Origin of the sequence: Pseudomonas multiresinivorans (genome assembly GCF_012971725.1) — a bacterium.
GTDB lineage: Bacteria > Pseudomonadota > Gammaproteobacteria > Pseudomonadales > Pseudomonadaceae > Pseudomonas > Pseudomonas multiresinivorans.
Map to the genome: position 1 here is coordinate 3955155 of NZ_CP048833.1, position 19712 is coordinate 3974866.

Annotated in this window: 24 protein-coding genes; 16 read left to right on the forward strand and 8 right to left on the reverse strand. The window is 66.5% G+C overall.

The window, feature by feature from the left end; translation table 11 throughout:
* From G4G71_RS17840 to G4G71_RS17850, 3 genes are all read left to right on the forward strand, one after another.
* Positions 1-1428: an efflux transporter outer membrane subunit gene (locus tag G4G71_RS17840; protein WP_169939359.1), complete on the forward strand. Its 1428-nt coding sequence runs from the start codon at positions 1-3 to the stop codon at positions 1426-1428.
* 236 nt (positions 1429-1664) lie between these two features.
* Complete coding sequence (locus G4G71_RS17845) at positions 1665-1859, forward strand: hypothetical protein (RefSeq protein WP_169939360.1); 195 nt, start codon at positions 1665-1667, stop codon at positions 1857-1859.
* 118 nt (positions 1860-1977) lie between these two features.
* Positions 1978-2178 (forward strand): hypothetical protein, encoded by a 201-nt coding sequence (locus G4G71_RS17850; RefSeq protein WP_169939361.1) that lies wholly within the window; start codon positions 1978-1980, stop codon positions 2176-2178.
* A 112-nt stretch (positions 2179-2290) separates the two neighbouring features.
* Here the strand turns inward: G4G71_RS17850 and G4G71_RS17855 are convergent, their stop codons facing one another.
* Genes G4G71_RS17855 through G4G71_RS17865 form a run of 3 tightly spaced genes read right to left on the reverse strand, consistent with a single transcriptional unit; the run spans position 2291 to position 4612 of the window.
* On the reverse strand, positions 2291-3499 hold the full coding sequence (locus G4G71_RS17855) for a CynX/NimT family MFS transporter (RefSeq protein WP_169939362.1): 1209 nt from the start codon (positions 3497-3499) through the stop codon (positions 2291-2293).
* On the reverse strand, positions 3496-3951 hold the full coding sequence (locus G4G71_RS17860; protein WP_169939363.1) for a nucleoside deaminase: 456 nt from the start codon (positions 3949-3951) through the stop codon (positions 3496-3498). The genes G4G71_RS17855 and G4G71_RS17860 overlap by 4 nt, the downstream gene beginning before the upstream one ends.
* Before the next feature lie 25 nt (positions 3952-3976).
* Positions 3977-4612, reverse strand: a complete 636-nt coding sequence (locus G4G71_RS17865) for an ankyrin repeat domain-containing protein (RefSeq protein ID WP_169939364.1) — start codon at positions 4610-4612, stop codon at positions 3977-3979.
* A 122-nt stretch (positions 4613-4734) separates the two neighbouring features.
* Between G4G71_RS17865 and G4G71_RS17870 the strand changes: the two genes are divergently transcribed.
* Positions 4735-5601 carry a LysR family transcriptional regulator gene (locus tag G4G71_RS17870; RefSeq protein WP_054910132.1) on the forward strand — a complete coding sequence of 289 codons (867 nt, stop codon included), beginning with the start codon at positions 4735-4737 and terminating at the stop codon, positions 5599-5601.
* A 5-nt stretch (positions 5602-5606) separates the two neighbouring features.
* Here G4G71_RS17870 and G4G71_RS17875 read toward each other — a convergent pair whose 3' ends face one another.
* On the reverse strand, positions 5607-7670 hold the full coding sequence (locus G4G71_RS17875) for a putative bifunctional diguanylate cyclase/phosphodiesterase (RefSeq protein ID WP_169939365.1): 2064 nt from the start codon (positions 7668-7670) through the stop codon (positions 5607-5609).
* A 91-nt stretch (positions 7671-7761) separates the two neighbouring features.
* Positions 7762-8835 carry a metallophosphoesterase gene (locus G4G71_RS17880; RefSeq protein ID WP_240964802.1) on the reverse strand — a complete coding sequence of 358 codons (1074 nt, stop codon included), beginning with the start codon at positions 8833-8835 and terminating at the stop codon, positions 7762-7764.
* A 117-nt stretch (positions 8836-8952) separates the two neighbouring features.
* Here G4G71_RS17880 and G4G71_RS17885 point away from each other — a divergent pair, with 117 nt between their 5' ends.
* Both G4G71_RS17885 and G4G71_RS17890 read left to right on the forward strand, forming a co-directional pair.
* Positions 8953-10389 carry an ArnT family glycosyltransferase gene (locus tag G4G71_RS17885; RefSeq protein WP_169939366.1) on the forward strand — a complete coding sequence of 479 codons (1437 nt, stop codon included), beginning with the start codon at positions 8953-8955 and terminating at the stop codon, positions 10387-10389.
* A 78-nt stretch (positions 10390-10467) separates the two neighbouring features.
* Positions 10468-11556, forward strand: a complete 1089-nt coding sequence (locus G4G71_RS17890) for an FUSC family protein (RefSeq protein WP_169939367.1) — start codon at positions 10468-10470, stop codon at positions 11554-11556.
* 31 nt (positions 11557-11587) lie between these two features.
* Here the strand turns inward: G4G71_RS17890 and G4G71_RS17895 are convergent, their stop codons facing one another.
* Positions 11588-12337: a 3-oxoacyl-ACP reductase family protein gene (locus G4G71_RS17895; protein ID WP_169939368.1), complete on the reverse strand. Its 750-nt coding sequence runs from the start codon at positions 12335-12337 to the stop codon at positions 11588-11590.
* Positions 12338-12459: 122 nt separating this feature from the next.
* Between G4G71_RS17895 and G4G71_RS17900 the strand changes: the two genes are divergently transcribed.
* Positions 12460-13383 (forward strand): LysR family transcriptional regulator, encoded by a 924-nt coding sequence (locus G4G71_RS17900; protein ID WP_169939369.1) that lies wholly within the window; start codon positions 12460-12462, stop codon positions 13381-13383.
* Between the two features lie 142 nt (positions 13384-13525).
* A complete protein-coding gene (locus G4G71_RS17905) occupies positions 13526-13783 on the forward strand; it encodes a hypothetical protein (RefSeq protein WP_169939370.1) in 258 nt (85 codons plus the stop codon).
* Between the two features lie 68 nt (positions 13784-13851).
* On the opposite strand, the gene G4G71_RS17910 is transcribed toward G4G71_RS17905, so the two are convergent.
* Complete coding sequence (locus tag G4G71_RS17910) at positions 13852-14190, reverse strand: I78 family peptidase inhibitor (RefSeq protein WP_169939371.1); 339 nt, start codon at positions 14188-14190, stop codon at positions 13852-13854.
* Between the two features lie 221 nt (positions 14191-14411).
* Here G4G71_RS17910 and G4G71_RS17915 point away from each other — a divergent pair, with 221 nt between their 5' ends.
* Entirely contained in the window at positions 14412-14786 is a 375-nt protein-coding gene (locus G4G71_RS17915; RefSeq protein ID WP_169939372.1) for a hypothetical protein, read from the forward strand.
* A 46-nt stretch (positions 14787-14832) separates the two neighbouring features.
* Here G4G71_RS17915 and G4G71_RS17920 read toward each other — a convergent pair whose 3' ends face one another.
* Positions 14833-15705, reverse strand: a complete 873-nt coding sequence (locus tag G4G71_RS17920) for a LysR family transcriptional regulator (RefSeq protein WP_169939373.1) — start codon at positions 15703-15705, stop codon at positions 14833-14835.
* Between the two features lie 108 nt (positions 15706-15813).
* Between G4G71_RS17920 and G4G71_RS17925 the strand changes: the two genes are divergently transcribed.
* The 7 genes from G4G71_RS17925 to G4G71_RS17955 all read left to right on the forward strand — a co-directional run bounded on the left by G4G71_RS17925 (position 15814) and on the right by G4G71_RS17955 (position 19708).
* Positions 15814-16548, forward strand: coding sequence for a CTP synthase C-terminal region-related (seleno)protein (locus tag G4G71_RS17925; RefSeq protein WP_169939374.1), 735 nt, complete (start codon positions 15814-15816; stop codon positions 16546-16548).
* Positions 16545-16868 (forward strand): antibiotic biosynthesis monooxygenase family protein, encoded by a 324-nt coding sequence (locus G4G71_RS17930; RefSeq protein WP_169939375.1) that lies wholly within the window; start codon positions 16545-16547, stop codon positions 16866-16868. Before G4G71_RS17925 ends, G4G71_RS17930 begins: the two co-directional genes overlap by 4 nt.
* Positions 16869-16961: 93 nt before the next feature.
* Complete coding sequence (locus tag G4G71_RS17935; protein ID WP_169939376.1) at positions 16962-17423, forward strand: hypothetical protein; 462 nt, start codon at positions 16962-16964, stop codon at positions 17421-17423.
* Positions 17424-17443: 20 nt separating this feature from the next.
* On the forward strand, positions 17444-17869 hold the full coding sequence (locus G4G71_RS17940) for a VOC family protein (protein ID WP_169939377.1): 426 nt from the start codon (positions 17444-17446) through the stop codon (positions 17867-17869).
* A gap of 116 nt (positions 17870-17985) precedes the next feature.
* On the forward strand, positions 17986-18645 hold the full coding sequence (locus tag G4G71_RS17945) for a C40 family peptidase (RefSeq protein WP_401034639.1): 660 nt from the start codon (positions 17986-17988) through the stop codon (positions 18643-18645).
* Positions 18646-18791: 146 nt separating this feature from the next.
* Positions 18792-19385: a C40 family peptidase gene (locus G4G71_RS17950; protein ID WP_169939378.1), complete on the forward strand. Its 594-nt coding sequence runs from the start codon at positions 18792-18794 to the stop codon at positions 19383-19385.
* Between the two features lie 29 nt (positions 19386-19414).
* Positions 19415-19708, forward strand: coding sequence for a hypothetical protein (locus G4G71_RS17955; protein WP_169939379.1), 294 nt, complete (start codon positions 19415-19417; stop codon positions 19706-19708).
* Positions 19709-19712: the final 4 nt, after the last annotated feature.

The window sequence follows — 19712 nt, forward strand, 5'->3', positions numbered from 1 at the left end:
ATGACCATCAATGCTGTGAGCAAGAGTGCCGTGAAACTGTTCGTCCCTTCCCTGCTCGCGCTGGCCCTCAGCGCGTGCATGGTCGGCCCCGACTACCAGAAGCCGGACACCGCGCCGGCCCAGCTGGACAGCAATGCCCAGGCGAAGAACTACGACCGCAGCCGTTACGAAGACGCCTGGTGGAAGCAGTTCGACGACCCCGTGCTGACCCAACTGGTCGACCAGTCCCTCAAGGAAAACCGCGAGCTGCGCGTGGCCTATGCCCGCGTGCTGGCTTCGCGGGCGATCCGCGACGACGTGGCCAATGACCGTTTCCCCACGGTCACCAGCCGCGCCGAAGGCCAGGTCGGCAAGGGCCAGGTGCCCGGCCAGACCGAGGACCGGGTGAACCAGGAGCGCTACGACCTGGGCCTGGACATGATCTGGGAAGTTGACCTGTTCGGCCGCGTGCGCCGCCAGCTGGAATCCAGCGACGCGCTGAGTGAAGCGACCGTGGCCGACCTGCAACAGCTGCAGGTCAGCCTGATCGCCGAGCTGGCCGATGCCTATGGGCAGCTGCGCGGTGCGCAACTGCGCGAGAGCATTGCCAGGAGCAACCTGGAGAACCAGCGCGAATCCCGCGACCTGACCATCCAACTGCGCGATGCCGGCGTCGGCAACGAACTGGACGTGCAACGCGCCGAAGCACGCCTGGCCGCCACCGAAGCCAGCGTGCCGCAACTGCAGGCCGAGGAAGTGCGCCAGCGCAACCGCATCGCCACCCTCCTCGGCCAGCGCCCGGACGCGCTGACCGTGGACCTGTCGCCGAAGAAACTGCCCGCCATCGCCAAGGCCCTGCCGATCGGCGATCCGGGCGAGCTGCTGCGCCGCCGGCCGGACGTGGCCTCCGCCGAACGCCGCCTGGCTGCCGCCACCGCGGATGTGGGCGTGGCCACTGCCGACCTGTTCCCGAAAGTCAGCCTCGGCGGCTTCCTCGGTTATACCGCCGGCCGTGGCTCGCAGATCGGCTCGTCCGCCGCCAGTGCCTGGGGCGTGGCCCCGAGCATCACCTGGGCGGCCTTCGACCTGGGCAGCGTGCGGGCCCGCCTGCGCGCCTCCAAGGCCGATGCCGATGGCGCCCTGGCGACTTATGAGCAGCAGGTCCTGCTGGCACTGGAAGAATCGTCGAACGCCTTCAGCGACTACGGCAAGCGCCAGCAGCGCCTGGTCTCGCTGGTGCGCCAGTCCGAAGCCAGCCGCAACGCCGCGCAACAGGCCGGGCTGCAATACCGCGAGGGCACCGTGGACTTCCTCAACCTGCTGGACGCCGAGCGCGAACAACTCGCCGCCGAGGACGCCCAGGCCCTGGCGGAAGTCGACGTGTACCGCGGCATCGTGGCGATCTACAAGGCCCTCGGCGGCGGCTGGCAACCGACGCCGGCGGCCTGATCGGTCCTCCCCGGTCGAGAATTTCTCGACCGTTCTGGCCCTGCGGTCTGACGCTCCGGACCGCGGGGCTTTTTTATGGCCGTGCTTCCGAGGCGCTTCCTAGCTATTGGCAACCCAGTTCCGGAATCTGTCAGATACTTAGATGCTGATCAGTATTTTCTGATAGCAATAGAAAATAAGCTGAAGCCGGTTCGAATTCAGAATTCACTGACACCAGGTATAAGGAATACCGCTCAGTGTCCGACGCCGTTGAAACCAGTACCCCAGCCCCTCGCCGCGGTAACGAGTTGCATGATCTCCTGCGGCGCGTGCGGCGCGGCGACGTTTTTCACCCGCACCTGAAAAGGTGGCTCGTGCACCTTCGGCTGGCCGAGTTCCGCGGCCTGCAGCTGGTGCTGACGAACAAGGGTCTACTTATGGCGCAGACCTGAGCCTTGGGCTGAGCGGTTCGTGCCGTTATGATCCGGCGCGACTTGCCAGGGATCAAAAGAGTTCGCCCTCGCCCTGGCCTAGAATTTCTATATCGGAATTTTCAGACAAGGATTCGCCATGGACGCCACCGCCCATTTCATCCCCCTGGACCCCACGTCCCTCTTCACCACCCTCGGCATCCTCGTCTTCGGCATGTTCATGCTGGGGATCGGCTTCACCATCCGCGAGCGCGGCACGGGCGTGGTGCTCATGTGGATCGGTGTGCTGAGCATGCTGTCGATCATCAGCTACCGCATCTACATCGCCACCTCGGTCTAGTCCTACGCCAGCCTGAAAACGATCGCGGACGGAGTCCGCTCCCACCGAAGTTTCAGACCGGTGTGGGAGCGGACTCCGCCCGCGATTGGCCTCCGGCCACTCCAAATCCCCGCTACCACTGCATCGCTCGCGCGTATCCCTTGGGCGAGAAGCGCACCGTCACCCCCAGCATCAGCACCACCGACACCGCCAGCAGGATCCACGAAGCCTGGAAGCTCCCGGTGCTGTCACGCAGCCAGCCGGTGACGTAGGGCACGATGCCGGTGACGATGAAGCCGATGCCCTGCACGAAGGCCGCCAGCCGACCGGCCGCGCCGGCATCGGCGAGGTGATCCAGGGTCAGCGTCAGGCTCAGCGCAAAGCAGGCGCCCAGGCCGTAGCCGATCATCGCCACCCAGATGCCCGGCAGGTGCAGCGGCGCCGAGATCAGCCCGATGAAGCCCGCCAGTTGAATCAGCAGACACAGGCACAGCCAGCCGCGACGATCCAGCGAGCGACGGATCAGCAAAGGGATGGTCAGCGCGGCGATCACCTGGAAGATGGTCATCAGGCCGATCAACTGGCCGCTGGCCTGGGCCGTCCAGCCCAGCTGGCGGTAATACACCGGCAGCCAGGCCACCATGCTGGTGTAGCCGCCGTTGATCAGGCCGAAGTACAGCGCCAGCAGCCAGGCGCGACGGCTGCCGAAATAGTGCTGCGCCTTCTGCCGGGGCGGCGGCGCCACCGGCGTTTCCCGCGGGCGGGCCACGGCCCAGAGCACCAGGCCGACAATGGCCAGCAGCAGCCAGGCGCCGAGACCGTCCTGCCAGCGATGGAAGTGTTCCGCAACCACCGGCGCCAGGACTGCGGCGCTACCGCCGCCAGCCATCAGCGAAGCCGAGTAGAGCCCCATCGCCGAGGGCACCTTGTGCGGGAACCAGCGCTTGATCACCCCCGGCACGAACGCCTGGATCACCGCCACGCCGCAGCCCGCCAGCACCGCACTGGCAATCAGCGCGAAGCCGCTGTCCAGCAGCAACCGCCAGAAGCATGCCGCGCCAATGGCCAGCAGGCCGAACACCATTCCCCGGCTCTCGCCCAGGCGCGGGCCGACCCAGGGCAGGCCCAGCGCAAACAGGCCCATGCACAGCACCGGCAGCACGGTCAGCATCGACAGGCCCTGGAAGCCCAGACCGGTGGCATCGTGGATATCCGCTAGCAGCGGGCCGATGGACGTGAGGATCGGCCGCAGGTTGATACCCAGCGCGACTATCACCAGCAGGCCGATCCAGCCGGCGTGGCTGTTGCTCTCCTCGACCGGCATGGCCATGCCCCGGCTCACGAGCGCTGCTCCTGCCAGTGCTGGTACAAGCCTTCTTCGCCATTGGGGCGCAACGGGCGCAGCGGCACCGCCTGCCATTGCGGCGGCTGGGTCATCTGTTGGTACATGGCGGAAGTCGACAGCCCGAACGGCTCGCCGTCGTCATTGGAATAGGCGAAATAGGCGCCCTCCACACCGCACAGGTGCATGGCCGCCAGGCACATCGGGCACGGGTGGCCGCTGGCGTAGATCACGCAGCCGTCCAGGCGCGACATGCCCAGCACGGCCGAGGCACGGCGGATCGCCAGCAGCTCGGCGTGGGCGGTAGGGTCGAAATCCAGGTGGATGGAATTGGCGGCGCGGGCGATCACCCGGCCATCCTTGACCAGTACGGCGCCGAACGGGCGGCCGCCGGCCTCGATGTTGTCGCGGGCCAGTTGCAGGGCCTCACGCATGAAGACTTCGTGTGACATGGCAGTTTCCAGCAAATCAATCGGTTCAGTGCGCGCCGGCGACTTCCAGCATCCTGGCGATGGTGGTCTGGTTGCGCTGGCGGGCGTGTTGCAGCGGCGTGATGCCGTCGTTGTCGGCCAGGTTCAGGTTCGCCCCGGCTTCTATGAGTTGTTTCACGATGGCCTGATGGCGCGGGCCGCCGTCGCTGAGCAGGATGGCTTCGAGCAGCCCGGTCCAGCCCAGCTTGTTGACATGGTCCGGATCGACACCGGCCTTGAGCAGCGTGGCCACCACGTCCACATGGCCGCGCTCGCAGGCCGGGATCAACGCCGTGCCGCCATAGCGGTTGGTGCTGCGCAGATCGGCGCCATGGGCCAGCGTCAGCTGGAGGATTTCCAGGCGCCCGGCAGCGCCAGCCAGCAGGTAGGCGCTGTCGTGGATGCGGTTCTGCTGGTTGACGTCTGCACCGGCGGCGACCAGCTGGCGCGCCACGGCAATTCGGTTGTGCGCGGTGGCCAGGAGCAGCGGCGTATTGCCCTGTGCATCGGTGACGTCCACCGGTATGCCACGCTCGAGCAACGTCGCCACATCGTGTTCGCGGCCATCGCTGGCGGCGCTGAGCAGTGCGTCGGCAGCGGCGCGGCTGCGCACGTCCTCGGTCTGGATGGTTGGCATGTCCATGGGCGCTCCCCGTGATGGCTGTCGTGCTTCGAATCACTCTCTATCAATGAGCCGATGCAGTATGACGGAGCGATGTTCTATGCTGAAATTAAATAGAAACATGACTTTCAGTGGAAATCGCAATGCTCGACCCCAACCTGCTGCGCAGCTTCGTGATGGTGGTGGACGCCGGCAACTTCACCCGCGCCGCCGAGCTGCTGCACCTTACCCAGTCCACCGTCAGCCAGCAGATCCTGCGCCTGGAACAGAGCCTGGACTGCCGCCTGCTGGATCGCAGCCAGCGCCAGGTGCTGCCGACCGAACAGGGGGAACGGCTGCTGGGCTATGCGCGGCGCATCCTCGAACTGGGCTCGGAGGCTCGCGAGGCGCTGAGCAGCGAGCACAGTGAAGGCGTGCTGCGCCTGGGGATGCCGGAAGACTTCGCCGGCGAGCGGATGATGCCGCTGCTGGCGGCCTTCAGCGCCGAGCGCCCGCGGCTGCGCCTGGAGGTCTCCAGCGGTCTCAGCCAGGAGCTGTTGCGCCAGTACCGCAGCGGCGAGCTGGACCTGGCACTGGTCAAGCAATGGGGCGCCGACGCCGATTGCCTGGCGCACTGGCCCGAACCGCTGGCCTGGCAGGACAGCGCCGCCACTCCGGCCGCCGCCCGTGATCCGCTGCCGCTGGTGGTCTTCCCGCTGGGTGCGCTGTACCGCCAGGAGATGATCCACGCCCTGGAAGCCAGCGGCCGGCGGTGGCGCATCAGTTACAGCAGCGCGAGCCTGGCCAGCCTGTCAGCGGCGGTGGCGGCCGGCATGGGCGTCAGCCTGCTGCCCCTGCGCGGGCGCCACGAAGGCCACCGGGTGCTGACCGCCGAAGAGGGTTTTGCGCCCATCGAGGGGCTGGAGCTGGCGCTCTACGCACGCCCGGAACTGGGCAGCGCCGGGCGCCGCCTGTGCGAACAACTGCGTGAGCTGTGTACGCAGCTGGCAGCGTTGCCAGCGGAGTACTGAGCCGCTCAGGCCGGAGCGCCGAGACGCTCTAGGAATTGCTCGGCCGGCACCGGCTTGCCAAGCAGGAAGCCCTGCAACGAATCGCAACCCAGGCGGGTGAGGAAGTTCTGCTGGCCGGAGGTTTCCACCCCTTCGGCGACGATGCGCAAATCCAGCGCCTGGCCCAGGGCGACGATGGCTGAGACGATGGCGGCGTCGTCGCTGTCCTGCTCCAGGTCGCGGACGAAACCGCGGTCGATCTTCAACTCGTTGGCCGGCAGGCGCTTGAGGTACAGCAGGCTGGAGTAGCCGGTACCGAAGTCGTCGATGGACAGGTCCACGCCCATCGCCGACAGCTTGCCGAGGATTTCCAGGCTGGAATCGGCATCGCGCATCGCCGTGGTCTCGGTGATTTCCAGGGTCAGGCAGCGCGCCGGCAAGTGGTGGCGCTGCAGCGCATCGGCCACCGACTGCACCAGCGCCCCATGGCAGAACTGCAGGGCCGAGAGGTTAACTGCCACGCGCCAGCTTTCATGGCCCTGCAGGTACCACTCGCGCATCTGCCGGCAGGCCTCGTCGAGCACCCAGTCGCCGATGGGGATGATCAGCCCGGTGCGCTCGGCCAGGGCGATGAAGTTGTCGGGCATCAGCAGTCCGCGTTGCGGATGCTGCCAGCGCAGCAGCGCCTCGGCGCCGATGGGTTCGCCGCTGGCGGCGAACTTGGGCTGGTAATGCAGGATGAACTCGCGACGGTCCAGCGCCGCACGGAGGTCGTGCAGCAGCTGCAGGTGGTTGCGCGCATTGGTGTTCATCGATTGCTCGAAGAAGCTGTAGCCGTTCTTGCCGTTGCCCTTGGCGTGGTACATGGCCGCGTCGGCGTTGCGCAGCAGCTCTTGCTGGCTGGCGCCGTCGCCCGGATAGAGCGCAATGCCGATGCTGGCAGCGATGCGCAGCTCCTGCCCGGCCACCTGGAACGGCTGGGCCAGCAGGTTGACCTGCTGGCTGGCGACGGTCACCGCGTCTTCGGCCTCGGCCAGTTCGACCAGCACCACGAACTCGTCGCCGCCGATGCGCGCAACGGTGTCGTCGCTGCGCAGGTTGCCGCACAGGCGCAGCGCCACATCCTTGAGCAGCAGGTCGCCGACATGGTGGCCGAACGCATCGTTGACCGGCTTGAAGCCATCGAGGTCGAGGAACATCAGCGCGAAGTAGCCGCCGTTGCGCTGGACCTTGCCGATCATCTGTTCGACGCGGTCTTCGAGCAGGATACGGTTGGGCAGACGGGTGAGGTTGTCGTGCAGGGCGAGCTGGGTCAGTTCCTGGTTGGCCTGGGCCAGCGACGAGGTGAGCTGTGCCGTGCGCGATTCCAGGCGCGCATCCAGCACCGACGTGAGCAACGCGATGCCGATCACCGCCAGGGTCACGATGATGATCAACAGTGCCAGCCAGTCGCTGTTCAGCCCGCTGGGAGAGGCACCGCAGAAACTGCCCTCGGGGAAGCGCGCCGCGGCCATGCCGGTGTAGTGCATGCCGACGATCGCCAGGCCCATCACCAGCGCTGCGCCACCGCGAGCCAGACGCACATAGGGGGTGTTCTGCCGTAGCTTGAAGGCGATCCACAATGCGGCGCCGGACGCCGCCACAGCGATCGCCAGGGAAAGCCCGAACAGCGCCGGGTCGTAGTCGATACCCGGCTGCATCAGCATCGCGTACATGCCCAGGTAGTGCATGCAGCTGATCCCCGCGCCCATGGCCAGCGCCCCGCAGACCAGTTGCCAGAGCGGCAGGCGGTCCTGGCTGACCAGCGCCAGGGCGAAGCCTGAGCTGAGCACCGCGATGGCCAGCGACAGCAGCGTCAGGGTGAGGTCGTAGCCCAACGGGATCGGCAGGCTGAAAGCGAGCATGCCGATGAAGTGCATCGACCAGACGCCGATGCCCATCGCCACTCCGCCACCGCCGATCCACAGCAGCACGGGCCAGCCGCGGGTCGTCGCGATGCGCCCGGCCAGGTCCAGGGCGGTGTAGGACGCCAGCATGGCGACGCACAGCGAGATCAGGACCAGGGCGGGATCGTAACTACCGGTAAGCATGGGGGCTCTCTAATGGACTCAAGCGCTGATGGCCGCACGCGGTCCATGCGCGCAAAAGTCCGGGATTCTAGCGAAAACCCACAGGGCTCAACTACTGGCCAGTGGCCCTGCTCGTCGCCAACCGGGCAACATCGTTCTGCTTCAGGCAGCCCTGGGCCAGCCAGGGGCAGGCCCGAGCCCAGAGGAAGCCCTGTTCGCGGTTTCCCTGCGGGTCGTAATAGGCCAGTTGCAGGCCTTGCGCGGAGAAGGCCAGGCGCGCGAAGCCGTGCTGCTCGACGGCGAACAGCGTGCCATCGGCCGGCTCGGCTGGCCGGAGCCCGTCGAGGGTCTGGCCACCGCCTCCGGAGACCAGCCAGGCCGGCTCGCCGGGGCGAACAAGCACCTCCTGGTTGTGCTCGTGGCCGGACAGGTAGAGGTCCACGCCACTATGCTGCATCGCCGGCAGCAGTTGCTGCAGCAATGCATTGTCATCGCCGTGCTTGCCACCGCTGCTGCGCATCGCATGGTGTGCCACCACCATCTTCCACAGCGGTGCGGGCCCCGGCCGGGCGAACGCTCGCTGCAGGAAGTCTGCCTGGCGCTGGCGGCCGGCAGCATCGGCGTTGGTATCGAGGAACGCGACACGTAGCAGCGGCCGCCCCTCCACCTCGCCGAAATCGCGCGTATAGAAGGGAGCGGGCATCTGCCAGCGACCGGAGCCTGCGCGCTGGCGGGCGTAGTCCAGCTCGACGGCGGCAGAATCCGGGTAGTCGTGATTACCCAGCACCACATAGAACGGTACGTGGCTGAGCCAGCGCCCGTGATAGACGCGTTCGAACTTGAGCTGCCAGGCAGGGTCGTCGATAGAGCTCAACGCCTTGCCGTAGAAGTTGTCGCCCAGCAGCAGGACCATGTTCACCCCGCCTTCACTCTCCGCCACGCGCTCCATGCCCTCGGCCACGCGCCATTGCTGCAGGTCGCCACTGCCCTGGTCGCCCAGCGCCAGCAAGGTGACCTGAGCGGGGTTCTGGCCCGGCAAGGGTGTATAGGGCGGCGGTGGAACCAGCACCATGAAGCCGGCCAGGCAGCCGGCCACGACGATCAGCACGAACAGAGCCAGCAGCAGATAACGCCGGCGCAAACGAGGGGCCGGGGTGACACGGGAACCAGGCAGGCGAGCGGACATGGCGACCCCCCAGGGGAGTACCGGGTGAGGGTCGCAGTGAAGCACCGAGAAGGTTAATTTCGCGTTAACGAAATGTCGCCTATACATGCAGGCAACACCCCCTGCCCGTGACCCGCCATGCACCAGCGCCGCCATCTACTCCTCCTGCTCGTGCTGGGCGGCCTGCTGTTCTTCTGCGCGCTGGGCAATCACCAGTTGCAGGGCTCCACCGAACCCAGGGTGGCGGGCATCGCGATGGAAATGCACCTGGATCGCGACTGGGTGACGCCGCGCCTGAACGGCCAGCCGTTCCTGGAAAAGCCGCCACTGAGCCTGTGGCTGGACGTTGCCGCCATCCAGCTGTTCGGCCCGACCACACTGTCCGTGCGGCTGGCCTCGGCATTTGCCGGGCTGTTCTGCGTGCTGCTGCTCTACGGCACGCTCCGGCGTATCGGCCGGTCCGCGACGCTGGCGCTGCTCGCCGCGCTGATGCTTATGACCCTGGCGAGTTTCTGGGCCAATGCACGCCAGGTGGGCGAAGACGCCCTGCTCACCCTGGGCGTGACCCTGGCGCTGCTGTCCTTCCTGCAGGCCTGGCTCCGGCCGCCGGGGCGCACCGGGCACTGGCTGGCGTTCGCCGCGGGGATCGCCATCTCCACCCTGAGCAAGGGCGTGCTGGGGCTGGCGCTGCCGGGAGTGGTGATCTTCGCCTGCCTGCTGTGGGACAGCCTGGCGCGGCGCCGGCTGGAAGTCTCCGCCTGGCTACGCCCCCTGCTGTGGACGCTGCCGGGCCTGGTACCGCTGCTGATCTGGCTGTTGTTTCTCTACCGCGACGGCGGCAGCGCGGCCCTGCAGGAAATCCTCTGGACCAACAGCGTCGGGCGCTTCAGCGGCTCGTTCAGCGACGCCGGGCACTTCGAACCCTTCTACTACTACCTCGTCCGCCTGCCGCAGGCCTTCCTGCCGTGGAACGTCCTGCTCTACCTCGGGCTCTGGCACCTGCGCAAACGCCTGGCGCGGGACCGCTACCTGCTGTTCTTCTGCCTGTGGCTGGCGGCACAGTTCGCCCTGCTCAGCCTCGCCTCCAGCAAGCGCATGGTCTACCTGATGGCGTTGGCCCCGGCGGCGGCGGTGATCGCCGCCGAGTTCAGTCACGTCCTGCTGATGCGCTGGCATGCCCGGGTCTCACAGTGGATGCGCCGTTCTGCCGTGTTCCTGGCGTTGCTGATACCCGCCTGCTACCTGGGGTACGCGATCTGGATCGAACCCCGCGCCGATCTGAAGGAATCCTTCCTGCCGCTGACCGAGCGAATTCGCCAGCACCAGATGGTCGGGCGCCAGGTGGCGCTGTACCAGCCCAGCGAGCGCCTGGCCGGCGCCAGCGTGTTCTACAGCCGCAGCCTGCTGCCGGCCCTGCAGACCAGCGAGGAGCTGACGACCGTCCTCGGCCAACCCGACGAACACATCGCCCTGCTGGAAAGCCAAACCGTGCCACAGGCGCCGCTGAGCGTGCTGCAGCACTTCCGAGTGGGCGAGCGCGACTACTACTTCGTCGGCCAGCAGTCATCGAGATGATTGACCCAGGGCCGGCCGTTCCGGCCGGGAGCGGCTAACCTTGCTGCATCGCCACCGCCCGCACAGGAGCCGCTTCCCTTGGCGAAGCAACCCTCGATCCTGACCTTGCCGTTCCGCCGCCTGGCCAATCCCTACACCCGTTATCGCTACGCCGCCTGGATCCACTGCGTGCGCGTCGGCCTCGCCCTGCTCGCCTCGATGCTGCTGACCAGCGCGCTGAAACTGCCCCACGGGCTCTGGGCCTCGGTGACGGTGCTGGTGGTGATGGGCGGGCTGGTGCACCAGGGGACGATCCGTGGCAAGTCCTACGAACGGGTGCTTGGCACCCTGGCTGGCGCGGCGCTGGGTCTGTGCGTGATCGCGGTTTACGACCGCACGCGCTCGCTCACCCTCACTTATCTGGTGATGTCGGTGCTGGGCGCGGCTTCGGCCTTCTATGCGATTCGCCGTCCCGGCTATGTCGCGCTGCTCGCGGGGATCACCATGTGCATTGTCGCCGGCCCCGGCGAGACCGGCTTCACCGAAGGGTTATGGCGCTCGGCCAATGTGTTGATCGGGGTCGCGGTGGCCCTGGTCTTCTCGCAGATCTACCCGTTGCGGGCGGTCTACGTCTGGCGCTACCTGCTCTCGGACAACCTGCGCGCCTGCGCGCAGATGTACGGACAGTTATCGTCCAACCACGACTTTACCGCCGAGCATTTCGCCCGCCAGCTGGAAGAGCTGGACCATCGACTCGTGGCTTCGCGTGCCCACCTGGGGCCGGTGTCGCGGGAGACAGGCATGCCGCTGCGCGAGCTGGAGATCCTCCAGCGCATCCACCGCGCCATCATGGGCACCCTGGAATCGCTCATTGCCTCGCGGCAATTCGCTGCCCAGGCCGGGGAAATAGAACCGGTACCTGCCAGCCTCGACACGCACCGGCAGATCATCGGACGCCTGTTGCTGCAATCGGCCCACGCCCTGAAGTTCAGCCGCACCAGCAAGCTGGTCCAGGCCTGCCAGGGCCTGGAAAACCTGCCTGCGCGGCCGCACAACCTGACCGATTCCTTCGAGAAGCAGGGCTTCTACTGGCTGACCCTGCGCCTCTACGAACAGGTGGAGATGCTCTCGGAAAAACTCGCCAGCACCTCCGAACACTGGAACATCCAGAGCCGCGACCGGACCTGAGCCCGGCCGCGCTGCGAAGATCAGGAGCCCATCAGGCGCCAAAGCCGCCGTCGATGGTCAGGCTGGCGCCGGTGATGTAGCCGGCTTCAGGGCCCGCCAGGTAGGCAACGAAGGCCGCGATTTCTTCTGCACGGCCATAACGGCCGACCGCCATCAGGTCCATCAGGGATGCCGCGAAGTCGCTGTCGGCCGGGTTCATGTCGGTGTCCACCGGGCCGGGCTGCACATTGTTCACGGTGATGCCACGCGGGCCGAGGTCACGGGCCAGGCCCTTGGTCAGGCCGACGATGGCCGACTTGCTCATGGCATAGACGGCGCCGCCGCCAAAGGGCATGCGGTCGGCGTTGGTGCTGCCGATGGTGATGATGCGCCCGCCCTGCCCCATGTGCCGCGCGGCGGCCTGGATAGCGACGAAGACGCTGCGCACGTTCACCGCCAGGGTGCGGTCGAGGTCTTCCAGGCTGAACTCTTCGACCGGGGCGATGGCCAGCACGCCGGCGTTGTTCACCAGGATGTCGATACCGCCAAAGCGCTGGGCGGCGGTGTCGATGGCCTGCTGCACGGACGCGGCATCCGCGCTGTCGGCTTGCAGCGCCAGGGCTCGGCCGCCGGCGGCTTCGATGCTGGCGGCGAGGTCTTCGGCCTTCTGCGCCGAGCTGACGTAGGTGAAGGCCACGGCGGCGCCTTCACGGGCCAGGCGTTGCACGGTGGCGGCGCCAATGCCGCGGGAGCCGCCCTGTACGAAAGCGACTTTGCCGGCGAGGGTTTGAGTGGTGGTCATTTCGTGTCTCCAGGAATCAGTGGGGGAGTAAGTTCGACAGGGCCAGTTTCGCGCTCGCACTCCTGACCCGGTAGCCAGTAATCGCTATATTCAGTCGATACCAAACGTCCGGAATACCACCCATGGAAAGCCTGATCAGTATCGAATGCTTCGTCCGCAGCGCCGAGGCCGGCAGCTTTGCCGCCGCCGCGCGACGCCTGGGGCTCACGCCGGCGGCGGTAAGCAAGAACGTGGCGCGACTGGAGAACAACCTGGGCGTCCGGCTGTTCCAGCGTAGTACCCGCAGCCTGACCCTGACCGAATCCGGCGAGCGTTTTCTCGATGAAGCCAGCGGCGGCCTGGCCAGCCTGCAGAGCGCCATCGCCAACCTGGCCAGCGCCGACGGCCAACCCAGCGGGGCGCTGAAAGTCAGCATGGGGCTGGTGTTCGGCCGCGACTACATCCTGCCGCTGCTGGGGGACTTCCTCGGGCGCTACCCGGCGATACGCCCGGACTGGCACTTCGACAACCGCCAGGTCGATCTCATCGCCGAAGGCTTCGACGCAGCCATCGGCGGCGGCTTCGAGCTGCCGCCCGGCGTGGTGGCGCGCAAGCTGTGCCCGGCACACCTGGTGCTGCTGGCGGCGCCTGCCTACCTCGAGGGGCGCCCGGCGATCCGTTATCCGTCGGACCTGCCCAGCTATGACGGTATCCGCATCCGCTCGCCACAGACCGGCCGCGTGCGCCCCTGGCCGCTGACCAACCGCCAGCAGGCACAGGCACCGATTTCATTGAAGGAGCGCATGACCTTCAGCGACCCGGAAGCCGCCTGCGTGGCCGCCTTGATGGGCCTGGGGGTCACCCTGGTGAGCATGCAGCACGCCGTGCCATACATCGACAGCGGCCGCCTGGTTCGCGTGCTGCCGGACTGGTACGTGGACGCTGGCAACACCGCGCTCTACTACGCCGCCCAGAAGTTGCTGCCAGCGAAGACCCGGGTATTCGTCGACTACGTGATCGAGCATTTCCGCAGCTACGGCCTGGAGCGGAAGTTCAGCGCCATCTGACCGGCAACACGGACGATCGGGCTTTTCCTGACGAGCGTCAGAAATGAAATGAATTCGCGGGGTAAACGCTGGTCGATTGCTAGCAAGCTAACGTAATTTCGAATTTCTTCGATTCGACATTCGAGATGCAAGGAGAACCTGCATGAAAAAGTACGCTCTGCTCCTGGCCATGGTGTTTTCCGTCCCGGCATTCGCCGATAGCGCGCTGTGCGACGGCAACCTGCAGCAACTCAACGACTTCCTCAAGACCGCCAGCACCAATGCCACCGGCGTCAAGGTGAACGTGGTCCACGATTACATTGCCAAGGCCGAGGAAGCGAAGAAGGCTGGCAACTACGAGGAATGCGTCAACCAGACCACCCAGGCATTGCGGGTGATCCACAAGCCGGCGAACCGCTGATCGCGGCCGGAAATGAAAAAGCCCCGCCTAGGCGGGGCTTTTCATGGGTGCAGCCCATTGGAACGCAATCAGCCGCAGGAGACCTGCTTCACCACCTGGTTGTCATCGACGTCGATGTTCAGGCGCTGCGAGTTGTATTCCATGGTCACCGGCTGGTGCGGGGTGAGCACACGGGCGACGCTGGCGCCCGCATCACGGCGGGCTTCCTCGGTCAGGGTCGGGGTGACGACCTTGCCGACGATCGACTGCACCGCCTTGGCGTTGCAGGTGCCGGTCAGGGCCGGCGGATTGTCCGCCGCCGATTGCGCGGCATCGGACGAAGCATCCTTGGAGCTGCAGCCGGCCAGAGCGGCTGCCGCCAGAAGCGCCAGCAGAGCGCGGTTCAAGGATCTGGGGTTCGAGGGCATGAAAGGTCTCCCTGTTCTGTTCTAAGCGCGAAAAACCGCCACCTTACCAGCCGTGAGGCCGAGGCGGCGCGTGGATGTATTGCAAGCTGCTGCACGCAAAGCCCGTCGCAGAGCCACGCGGTGCCATTTACACAACCTTTACACCAGAGCCGTTACAAAACTCTCGGGGCAGATGTCTCATAGATACCGGGATCCTCGCCGGGTTCCTCAGGAGGTGCATCATGCTTCACCGTCTCCCCCAGATCGCTCTGCTCTGCGCTGGCCTCGCCCTCGCAGGTCAAGCCGCGGCCAACAGCAACACTGATGCCGCCGCCATCGGCGCCGTGGTCGGTGCCGTTGTCGGGGGTGCTGTGGTAGCCGGCTCGCAACCCGCGCCAGCGCCCTATTACGCTCCGCCGCCCCCGGTGGCCTACTACCCGCCGCAACCGGTGTACTACCAACCGGTGCCGGTCTATCAACCCGTCTACCAGCCGGTCTACCGCCCGGTGGTGGTGGTGCCGGGCCCGCGTTACTACGGGCCGCCCCGCTACTATGGTCCGCCACGCTATTACGGGCCGGGCTACTACGGCCCGCCGGGACACTACCGTCACTGGTAGTCGCCATTACAGACAAAAGACCCCGCCTCCTGGCGGGGTCTTTCATTCAGGCCGGCAGGCGAATGCTGCCGGCCAGCTCCTCGAACAACGTCACTACTGCCCGCAAGGCCCGGCAGTCCGGCCGGGTCAGCAGCCAGAGATGGATGCTGCAGCCGGGCAGTGCCGGCTCCAGCACCTGCAAGCCGTCGTCCGGGCGCAGCAGAAACGCCGGCAGCGCCGCCAACCCCAGGCCCGCGCGGCACAGGTCCAGCACCGACAGCATGCTGTTGCAGCGGTAGGCCGGCAGCACCGAGGGGTAAGCCTGGCGGCGCCAGGCAACACTGGAGTGGTCGGGGAGAAAGTCATCCGGGGCGATCCAGCTCATGTCCTGCCAGGGGCGTTCGCCCTGCTCAGCCAGATAATCGCGATGGGCACAGAGGACGTAGTGCACCTCGCCCAGCTTGCGTCCCACCAGATGCTCCGGCGGCGCATTGGTCAGGCGCAGGGCGATGTCGGCATCGCGGCGACTGAGGTTGGCGAAGGCGTTGGAAGTGGTCAGCTCCAGGTTGAGCGCCGGGTAGCGCTTCATGAAGCGCGCCAATGCAGGCAGGAGCAGGCCCTGCAACACGGTATCGGAACAGGTCAGGCGCACGGTGCCACTGAGCACGTCGTGCCCCTGCTCCAGCCCCAGGCGTGCCGCTTCCAGCGCCTGCTCGGCCAGTTCCGCCTGGGTTGCCAGTTGCTGTGCGGTGGCGGTCGCCAGGTAGCCGTTGCGACCCTTCTCAAAAAGCGCGGTGCCCAGCGCCTTCTCCAGCCTGCGCACAGCGCGGAATACGGTGGAAACATCTACCTCGAGCAATTCCGAGGCACGGGCAAGGCTGCCCCCGCGCACCAGCGCCAGCACCAGGGCGAGATCGGCGTATTCCAGACGGTATTGCATCAACGCACTCCAAGGTTGCGCAACCGCCCATTTTCGATTGCGCCTGCGCAACTATAAATTGCCTCCCATGGGCCCGCCAATGGGCCACGACGCCGGGGGAAACAACGGATGGGAAAACGTCGTAAAACACTGCGGATCGGCCTGATCGGCGACCGCGACAGCCGCGTCACCGCCCACTGGGCGATACCCCTGGCCCTGCAGCAATCGCTGCTGCCGCATTCGGGCACCCTGCGCGTGGACTGGCTGGATACCCCACGCCTCGCCGAAGGCCTGGAACTGGAAGCGTACTCGGGCTTCTGGTGCATCCCCGGCAGCCCCTACCTGAACACCGAAGGTGCCTTGCGTGCGATCCGCTTCGCCCGCGAACGCGAGGTGCCTTTCCTCGGCACCTGCGGTGGCTTCCAGCACGCCCTGCTGGAGCGCGCTCGCCATGTACTGGGCTGGAGCGACGCGGCACATGGGGAACTGGAGCCGGAGGCGACGCAGCAGGTGGTCCACGCGCTGCCCTGCTCCCTGCTGGAAGTCAGCGAGACCATTCGCCTCACGCCCGGTTCGAATCTGGCGGCCATTTATGGGCTGCCGGAAATTCGTGAAGGTTACCGCTGCAGCTACGGCGTGAACCCCGAGTTCCAGGACGCCCTGTTCGGCGGCTCGCTGCGCGCCTGCGCCCATGGCGAGGACGACAGCATCCGCGCGCTGGAAGCCGCCGACCATCCCTTTTTCGTCGCCACCTTGTTCCAGCCCGAGCGCAAGGCCCTGGCCGGCATTGCCGTACCGCTGGCCGAGGCATTCCTGTCCGCCGCGTTCCGCCATCAATCCAGCCGAATCGGGAGTCCCGCATGATCGCCTGCACACCGCAACCGCCGTACTACGCCGTGACCTTCACCTCCTACCGTACCGAACTGGACGAAGGCTACGGCGCCACCGCCGAGCGCATGCTCGAACTGGCGGCGCAGCAGGACGGCTTCCTGGGCGTCGAGTCCGCCCGCGGCGCCGACGGCCTGGGTATCACCGTGTCCTACTGGCGCGACGAAGCCGCCATCCGCCACTGGAAGCAGCAGGCCGAACACCGCATGGCCCAGCAGGCAGGGCGCCGCGACTGGTACAGCGCGTTCCGCGTACGTATCAGCCGGGTCGAGCGCGAATACGGTTTCGAACGCTGAGCGACCCGTTCTGGCCCAGACACGACATGCCGGGTTCGATGCCCGGCACACATCGTCTAGGCTGGTCCCCATTGAGCAAAGGGGGACCGACGCATGCACCGACAAGCCCGTGAACTGCAGGCCGCCTACCTGGGTGAAGTCCGCGGCGAGAACTTCTTCCTCGGCCTGGCCGAGCAACTGCCGGAGGGGGCGTCCTCGATGCTCCTGCTGGCGCGACTGGAGCGCCAGACCGGCCTGCGCATGGCGCGCCTGCTGCAACGCCACGGCCTGCCGCTGGGCGATACCGCGCACGCCGCCGCCCTGGGTCGGCAGCGCGCCGCCGACTGGCTCGGGCTCGACTGGTCGCAGACCCTGGAAAAACTCGAAGGGCTGGTGGAACCCTACGTCCAGCGCTACGACAGCCTGGCCGATGACGGCGACGACGATGACCGCGACATCCTCGATGAGCTCGCCGAGCACGAACATGCCCTGCTGGAATTCACCCGCCTCGCCCGCGAGGGCCAGATAACCGCGGCCAAGGCCACCATCACCCGCCTGCTGGCCGTACCGGCCTGAGCCCGACCAGGAGCATGTCCATGGCCCTATCGCCCTTCCACCTGGCCATCCCCGTCTACGACCTGGCGCTGGCGCGGCGCTTCTATGGCGAGGTGCTGGGCCTCGGCGAAGGCCGCAGCAGCGCGCAGTGGGTGGATTTCGACTTCTTCGGTCACCAGCTGGTGATCCACCTGCACCCGCGTACAGCCAGCCAGGCAGCCGCGCACACCAATGCCGTGGACGGCCACGATGTGCCGGTGCCGCACTTCGGCGTAGTGCTGGGCTGGGGGGACTGGGAACGCCTGGCGCAACGCCTGCGCGAGCACGGCACGCAGTTCGTCATCGAGCCCCACGTGCGCTTCCAGGGGCAGGTGGGCGAACAGGCGACGTTCTTCTTCTTCGACCCTTGCGGCAATGCCCTGGAGTTCAAGTCGTTCAAGGATATCGGCCAGCTGTTCGCTTCTTGACCGCCGGTCAGGCGTGGAAATCGCCTTCATGCCACATGGAAATTTCCTACATAGCACCTGGTCGCCAGTTCCTAGGATAACGCCCGTCTCCAACGCTCACCCTGAGGTGACTCGACGTGCGCCCCATCCGCTGGCTTCCGTTTTACCTGTTCTGCACCCTGGGTGCGTCCATCGCCCTGGCAGATGAGTACGACGCCCCGGACTGGCGTCGCTACGAAAGCGCCTCGATCGACCGGAGCTTCTCGCCCGCTGGCCACGCTTCGATCGGCGGCGAGCAACGCGGCGTGGCCCATCGCATGCAGCGCAGCGGGGAATTCTCACAGGCTCACCAGCGAAGCGCCGCGGTCCTGCCCTCTCGTGGCCACGACAAGGGCAGCCGGCAATTCAGCCCGGTAGACACCTCGCGCATCGTCGAGCGCGCCCACGAACTGATCGGCACGCCATACCGCTGGGGTGGTGAAAGCGAGGAAAACGGCTTCGACTGCAGCGGCCTGCTCGTCTACCTCTACCGCAGCATCGCCAACCGCAAGCTGCCGCGCACCACCCATTCGATGATTGCCCAGCGCCAGAACGAAGTCAGCCGCGACGAACTGCAACCCGGCGACGCGGTGTTCTTCAACCACAACGGCGGCGGCAGCGCCAGCCACGTGGGCCTGTACATCGGCGACGACCGCTTCATCCACGCGCCGCGAACCGGCAAGACCATCCGCATCGACTCGCTGGACAACAGCTACTGGAACCGCAGCTTCACCACGGCCCGCCGTTTCAGTGGCTAATACGACAGGCCACCGAGCGCAGGTCACCTCCGCGCCATCAATCAGAAAAGCCCTACCCGCATTTGCAGTATTCCCACGTTAACTCTTCCCCGGAGATTTCTAAGATGGCGCCCCGTTTTACTCGTTAGTCACACGATGTAGCCCAAATGCGCCCCCTGATTCTCCTGAGTACAGCGTTGCTGCTCATTCTTTCCGTTCCGCAGGCCGAAGCCCGCGAGAGCAAAAGCCCGCCTCCGCACAAGACCAGCGCGAAACTCGCGCGGGCCGCACAGGGCAAACCGCTCAACCGCAACAACGTCCGACTGCACACAGCGGCAAAGCGCCCGTTGCAGTCCGGCGTGCACAAGCTGCAACTGAGCAGCAACTCGCGAGTGGTCGCCCGCGCACGTCAGCTGGTCGGCGTCCCTTACAGCTTCGGAGGCACCACGGTGGCCAGCGGTTTCGACTGCAGCGGCCTGCTGGTCTATCTGTTCCGCACGGAAGCGGGAGTGAAGGTGCCGCGCACCACCGGCGAAATGATCCAGCGCGGCGGCAAGCGCGTCGATCGTCATGACCTGCGCCCCGGCGATGCAGTGTTCTTCAATCGCAACGGTCGCGGCAGTGTCAGCCACGTCGGGCTGTACATCGGCAACAACCAGTTCATCCATGCGCCCAGTACCGGCGAAAGCGTTCGCATGGACTCGCTGGCGCAAAGCTACTGGCAACGCAGCTTCACCACCGCCCGCCGTTTCAACGGCTGAGCCACACCTCATGAAGGGATGCCATGCGCATGTCCAGCGTTCGGGTCGAGATCGTGCGTTATACCGACGAGTGCTTCGCCGGCTGGGCCGAGTGCCGCCTGATCGATGCAGCGGGCCATGCCTGGCGTTTCCTCAAGCCGCGCGCGCGGCTGCGTACCGCGCAGGATGACGACAGCCTTCCGGCAGTCGGCCATATCGACTGCGAAGTCCTGGAACAAGGTGATGGCACGGCGCTGGTGAGCACCGCGCGACCGCGCGGCATCACCTCGCTGGACGGCGAGAGCCGCTTCCGCATCCCTCTGAGCGCACTGAGCGAGGACTGACCCG

Bases quoted from the DNA above. Each gene is read 5' to 3' on its own strand.
- G4G71_RS17900 (WP_169939369.1), top strand. From the start codon at position 12,460: ATGGAAAGCCTGATCAGTATCGAATGCTTCGTCCGCAGCGCCGAGGCC.
- G4G71_RS17950 (WP_169939378.1), top strand. From the start codon at position 18,792: ATGCGCCCCCTGATTCTCCTGAGTACAGCGTTGCTGCTCATTCTTTCC.
- G4G71_RS17930 (WP_169939375.1), top strand. From the start codon at position 16,545: ATGATCGCCTGCACACCGCAACCGCCGTACTACGCCGTGACCTTCACC.
- G4G71_RS17880 (WP_240964802.1), bottom strand. From the start codon at position 8,835: ATGTCCGCTCGCCTGCCTGGTTCCCGTGTCACCCCGGCCCCTCGTTTG.
- G4G71_RS17905 (WP_169939370.1), top strand. From the start codon at position 13,526: ATGAAAAAGTACGCTCTGCTCCTGGCCATGGTGTTTTCCGTCCCGGCA.
- G4G71_RS17885 (WP_169939366.1), top strand. From the start codon at position 8,953: ATGCACCAGCGCCGCCATCTACTCCTCCTGCTCGTGCTGGGCGGCCTG.
- G4G71_RS17915 (WP_169939372.1), top strand. From the start codon at position 14,412: ATGCTTCACCGTCTCCCCCAGATCGCTCTGCTCTGCGCTGGCCTCGCC.
- G4G71_RS17955 (WP_169939379.1), top strand. From the start codon at position 19,415: ATGTCCAGCGTTCGGGTCGAGATCGTGCGTTATACCGACGAGTGCTTC.
- G4G71_RS17895 (WP_169939368.1), bottom strand. From the start codon at position 12,337: ATGACCACCACTCAAACCCTCGCCGGCAAAGTCGCTTTCGTACAGGGC.
- G4G71_RS17935 (WP_169939376.1), top strand. From the start codon at position 16,962: ATGCACCGACAAGCCCGTGAACTGCAGGCCGCCTACCTGGGTGAAGTC.
- G4G71_RS17860 (WP_169939363.1), bottom strand. From the start codon at position 3,951: ATGTCACACGAAGTCTTCATGCGTGAGGCCCTGCAACTGGCCCGCGAC.
- G4G71_RS17865 (WP_169939364.1), bottom strand. From the start codon at position 4,612: ATGGACATGCCAACCATCCAGACCGAGGACGTGCGCAGCCGCGCCGCT.
- G4G71_RS17875 (WP_169939365.1), bottom strand. From the start codon at position 7,670: ATGCTTACCGGTAGTTACGATCCCGCCCTGGTCCTGATCTCGCTGTGC.
- G4G71_RS17840 (WP_169939359.1), top strand. From the start codon at position 1: ATGACCATCAATGCTGTGAGCAAGAGTGCCGTGAAACTGTTCGTCCCT.
- G4G71_RS17940 (WP_169939377.1), top strand. From the start codon at position 17,444: ATGGCCCTATCGCCCTTCCACCTGGCCATCCCCGTCTACGACCTGGCG.
- G4G71_RS17925 (WP_169939374.1), top strand. From the start codon at position 15,814: ATGGGAAAACGTCGTAAAACACTGCGGATCGGCCTGATCGGCGACCGC.
- G4G71_RS17870 (WP_054910132.1), top strand. From the start codon at position 4,735: ATGCTCGACCCCAACCTGCTGCGCAGCTTCGTGATGGTGGTGGACGCC.
- G4G71_RS17910 (WP_169939371.1), bottom strand. From the start codon at position 14,190: ATGCCCTCGAACCCCAGATCCTTGAACCGCGCTCTGCTGGCGCTTCTG.
- G4G71_RS17920 (WP_169939373.1), bottom strand. From the start codon at position 15,705: ATGCAATACCGTCTGGAATACGCCGATCTCGCCCTGGTGCTGGCGCTG.
- G4G71_RS17850 (WP_169939361.1), top strand. From the start codon at position 1,978: ATGGACGCCACCGCCCATTTCATCCCCCTGGACCCCACGTCCCTCTTC.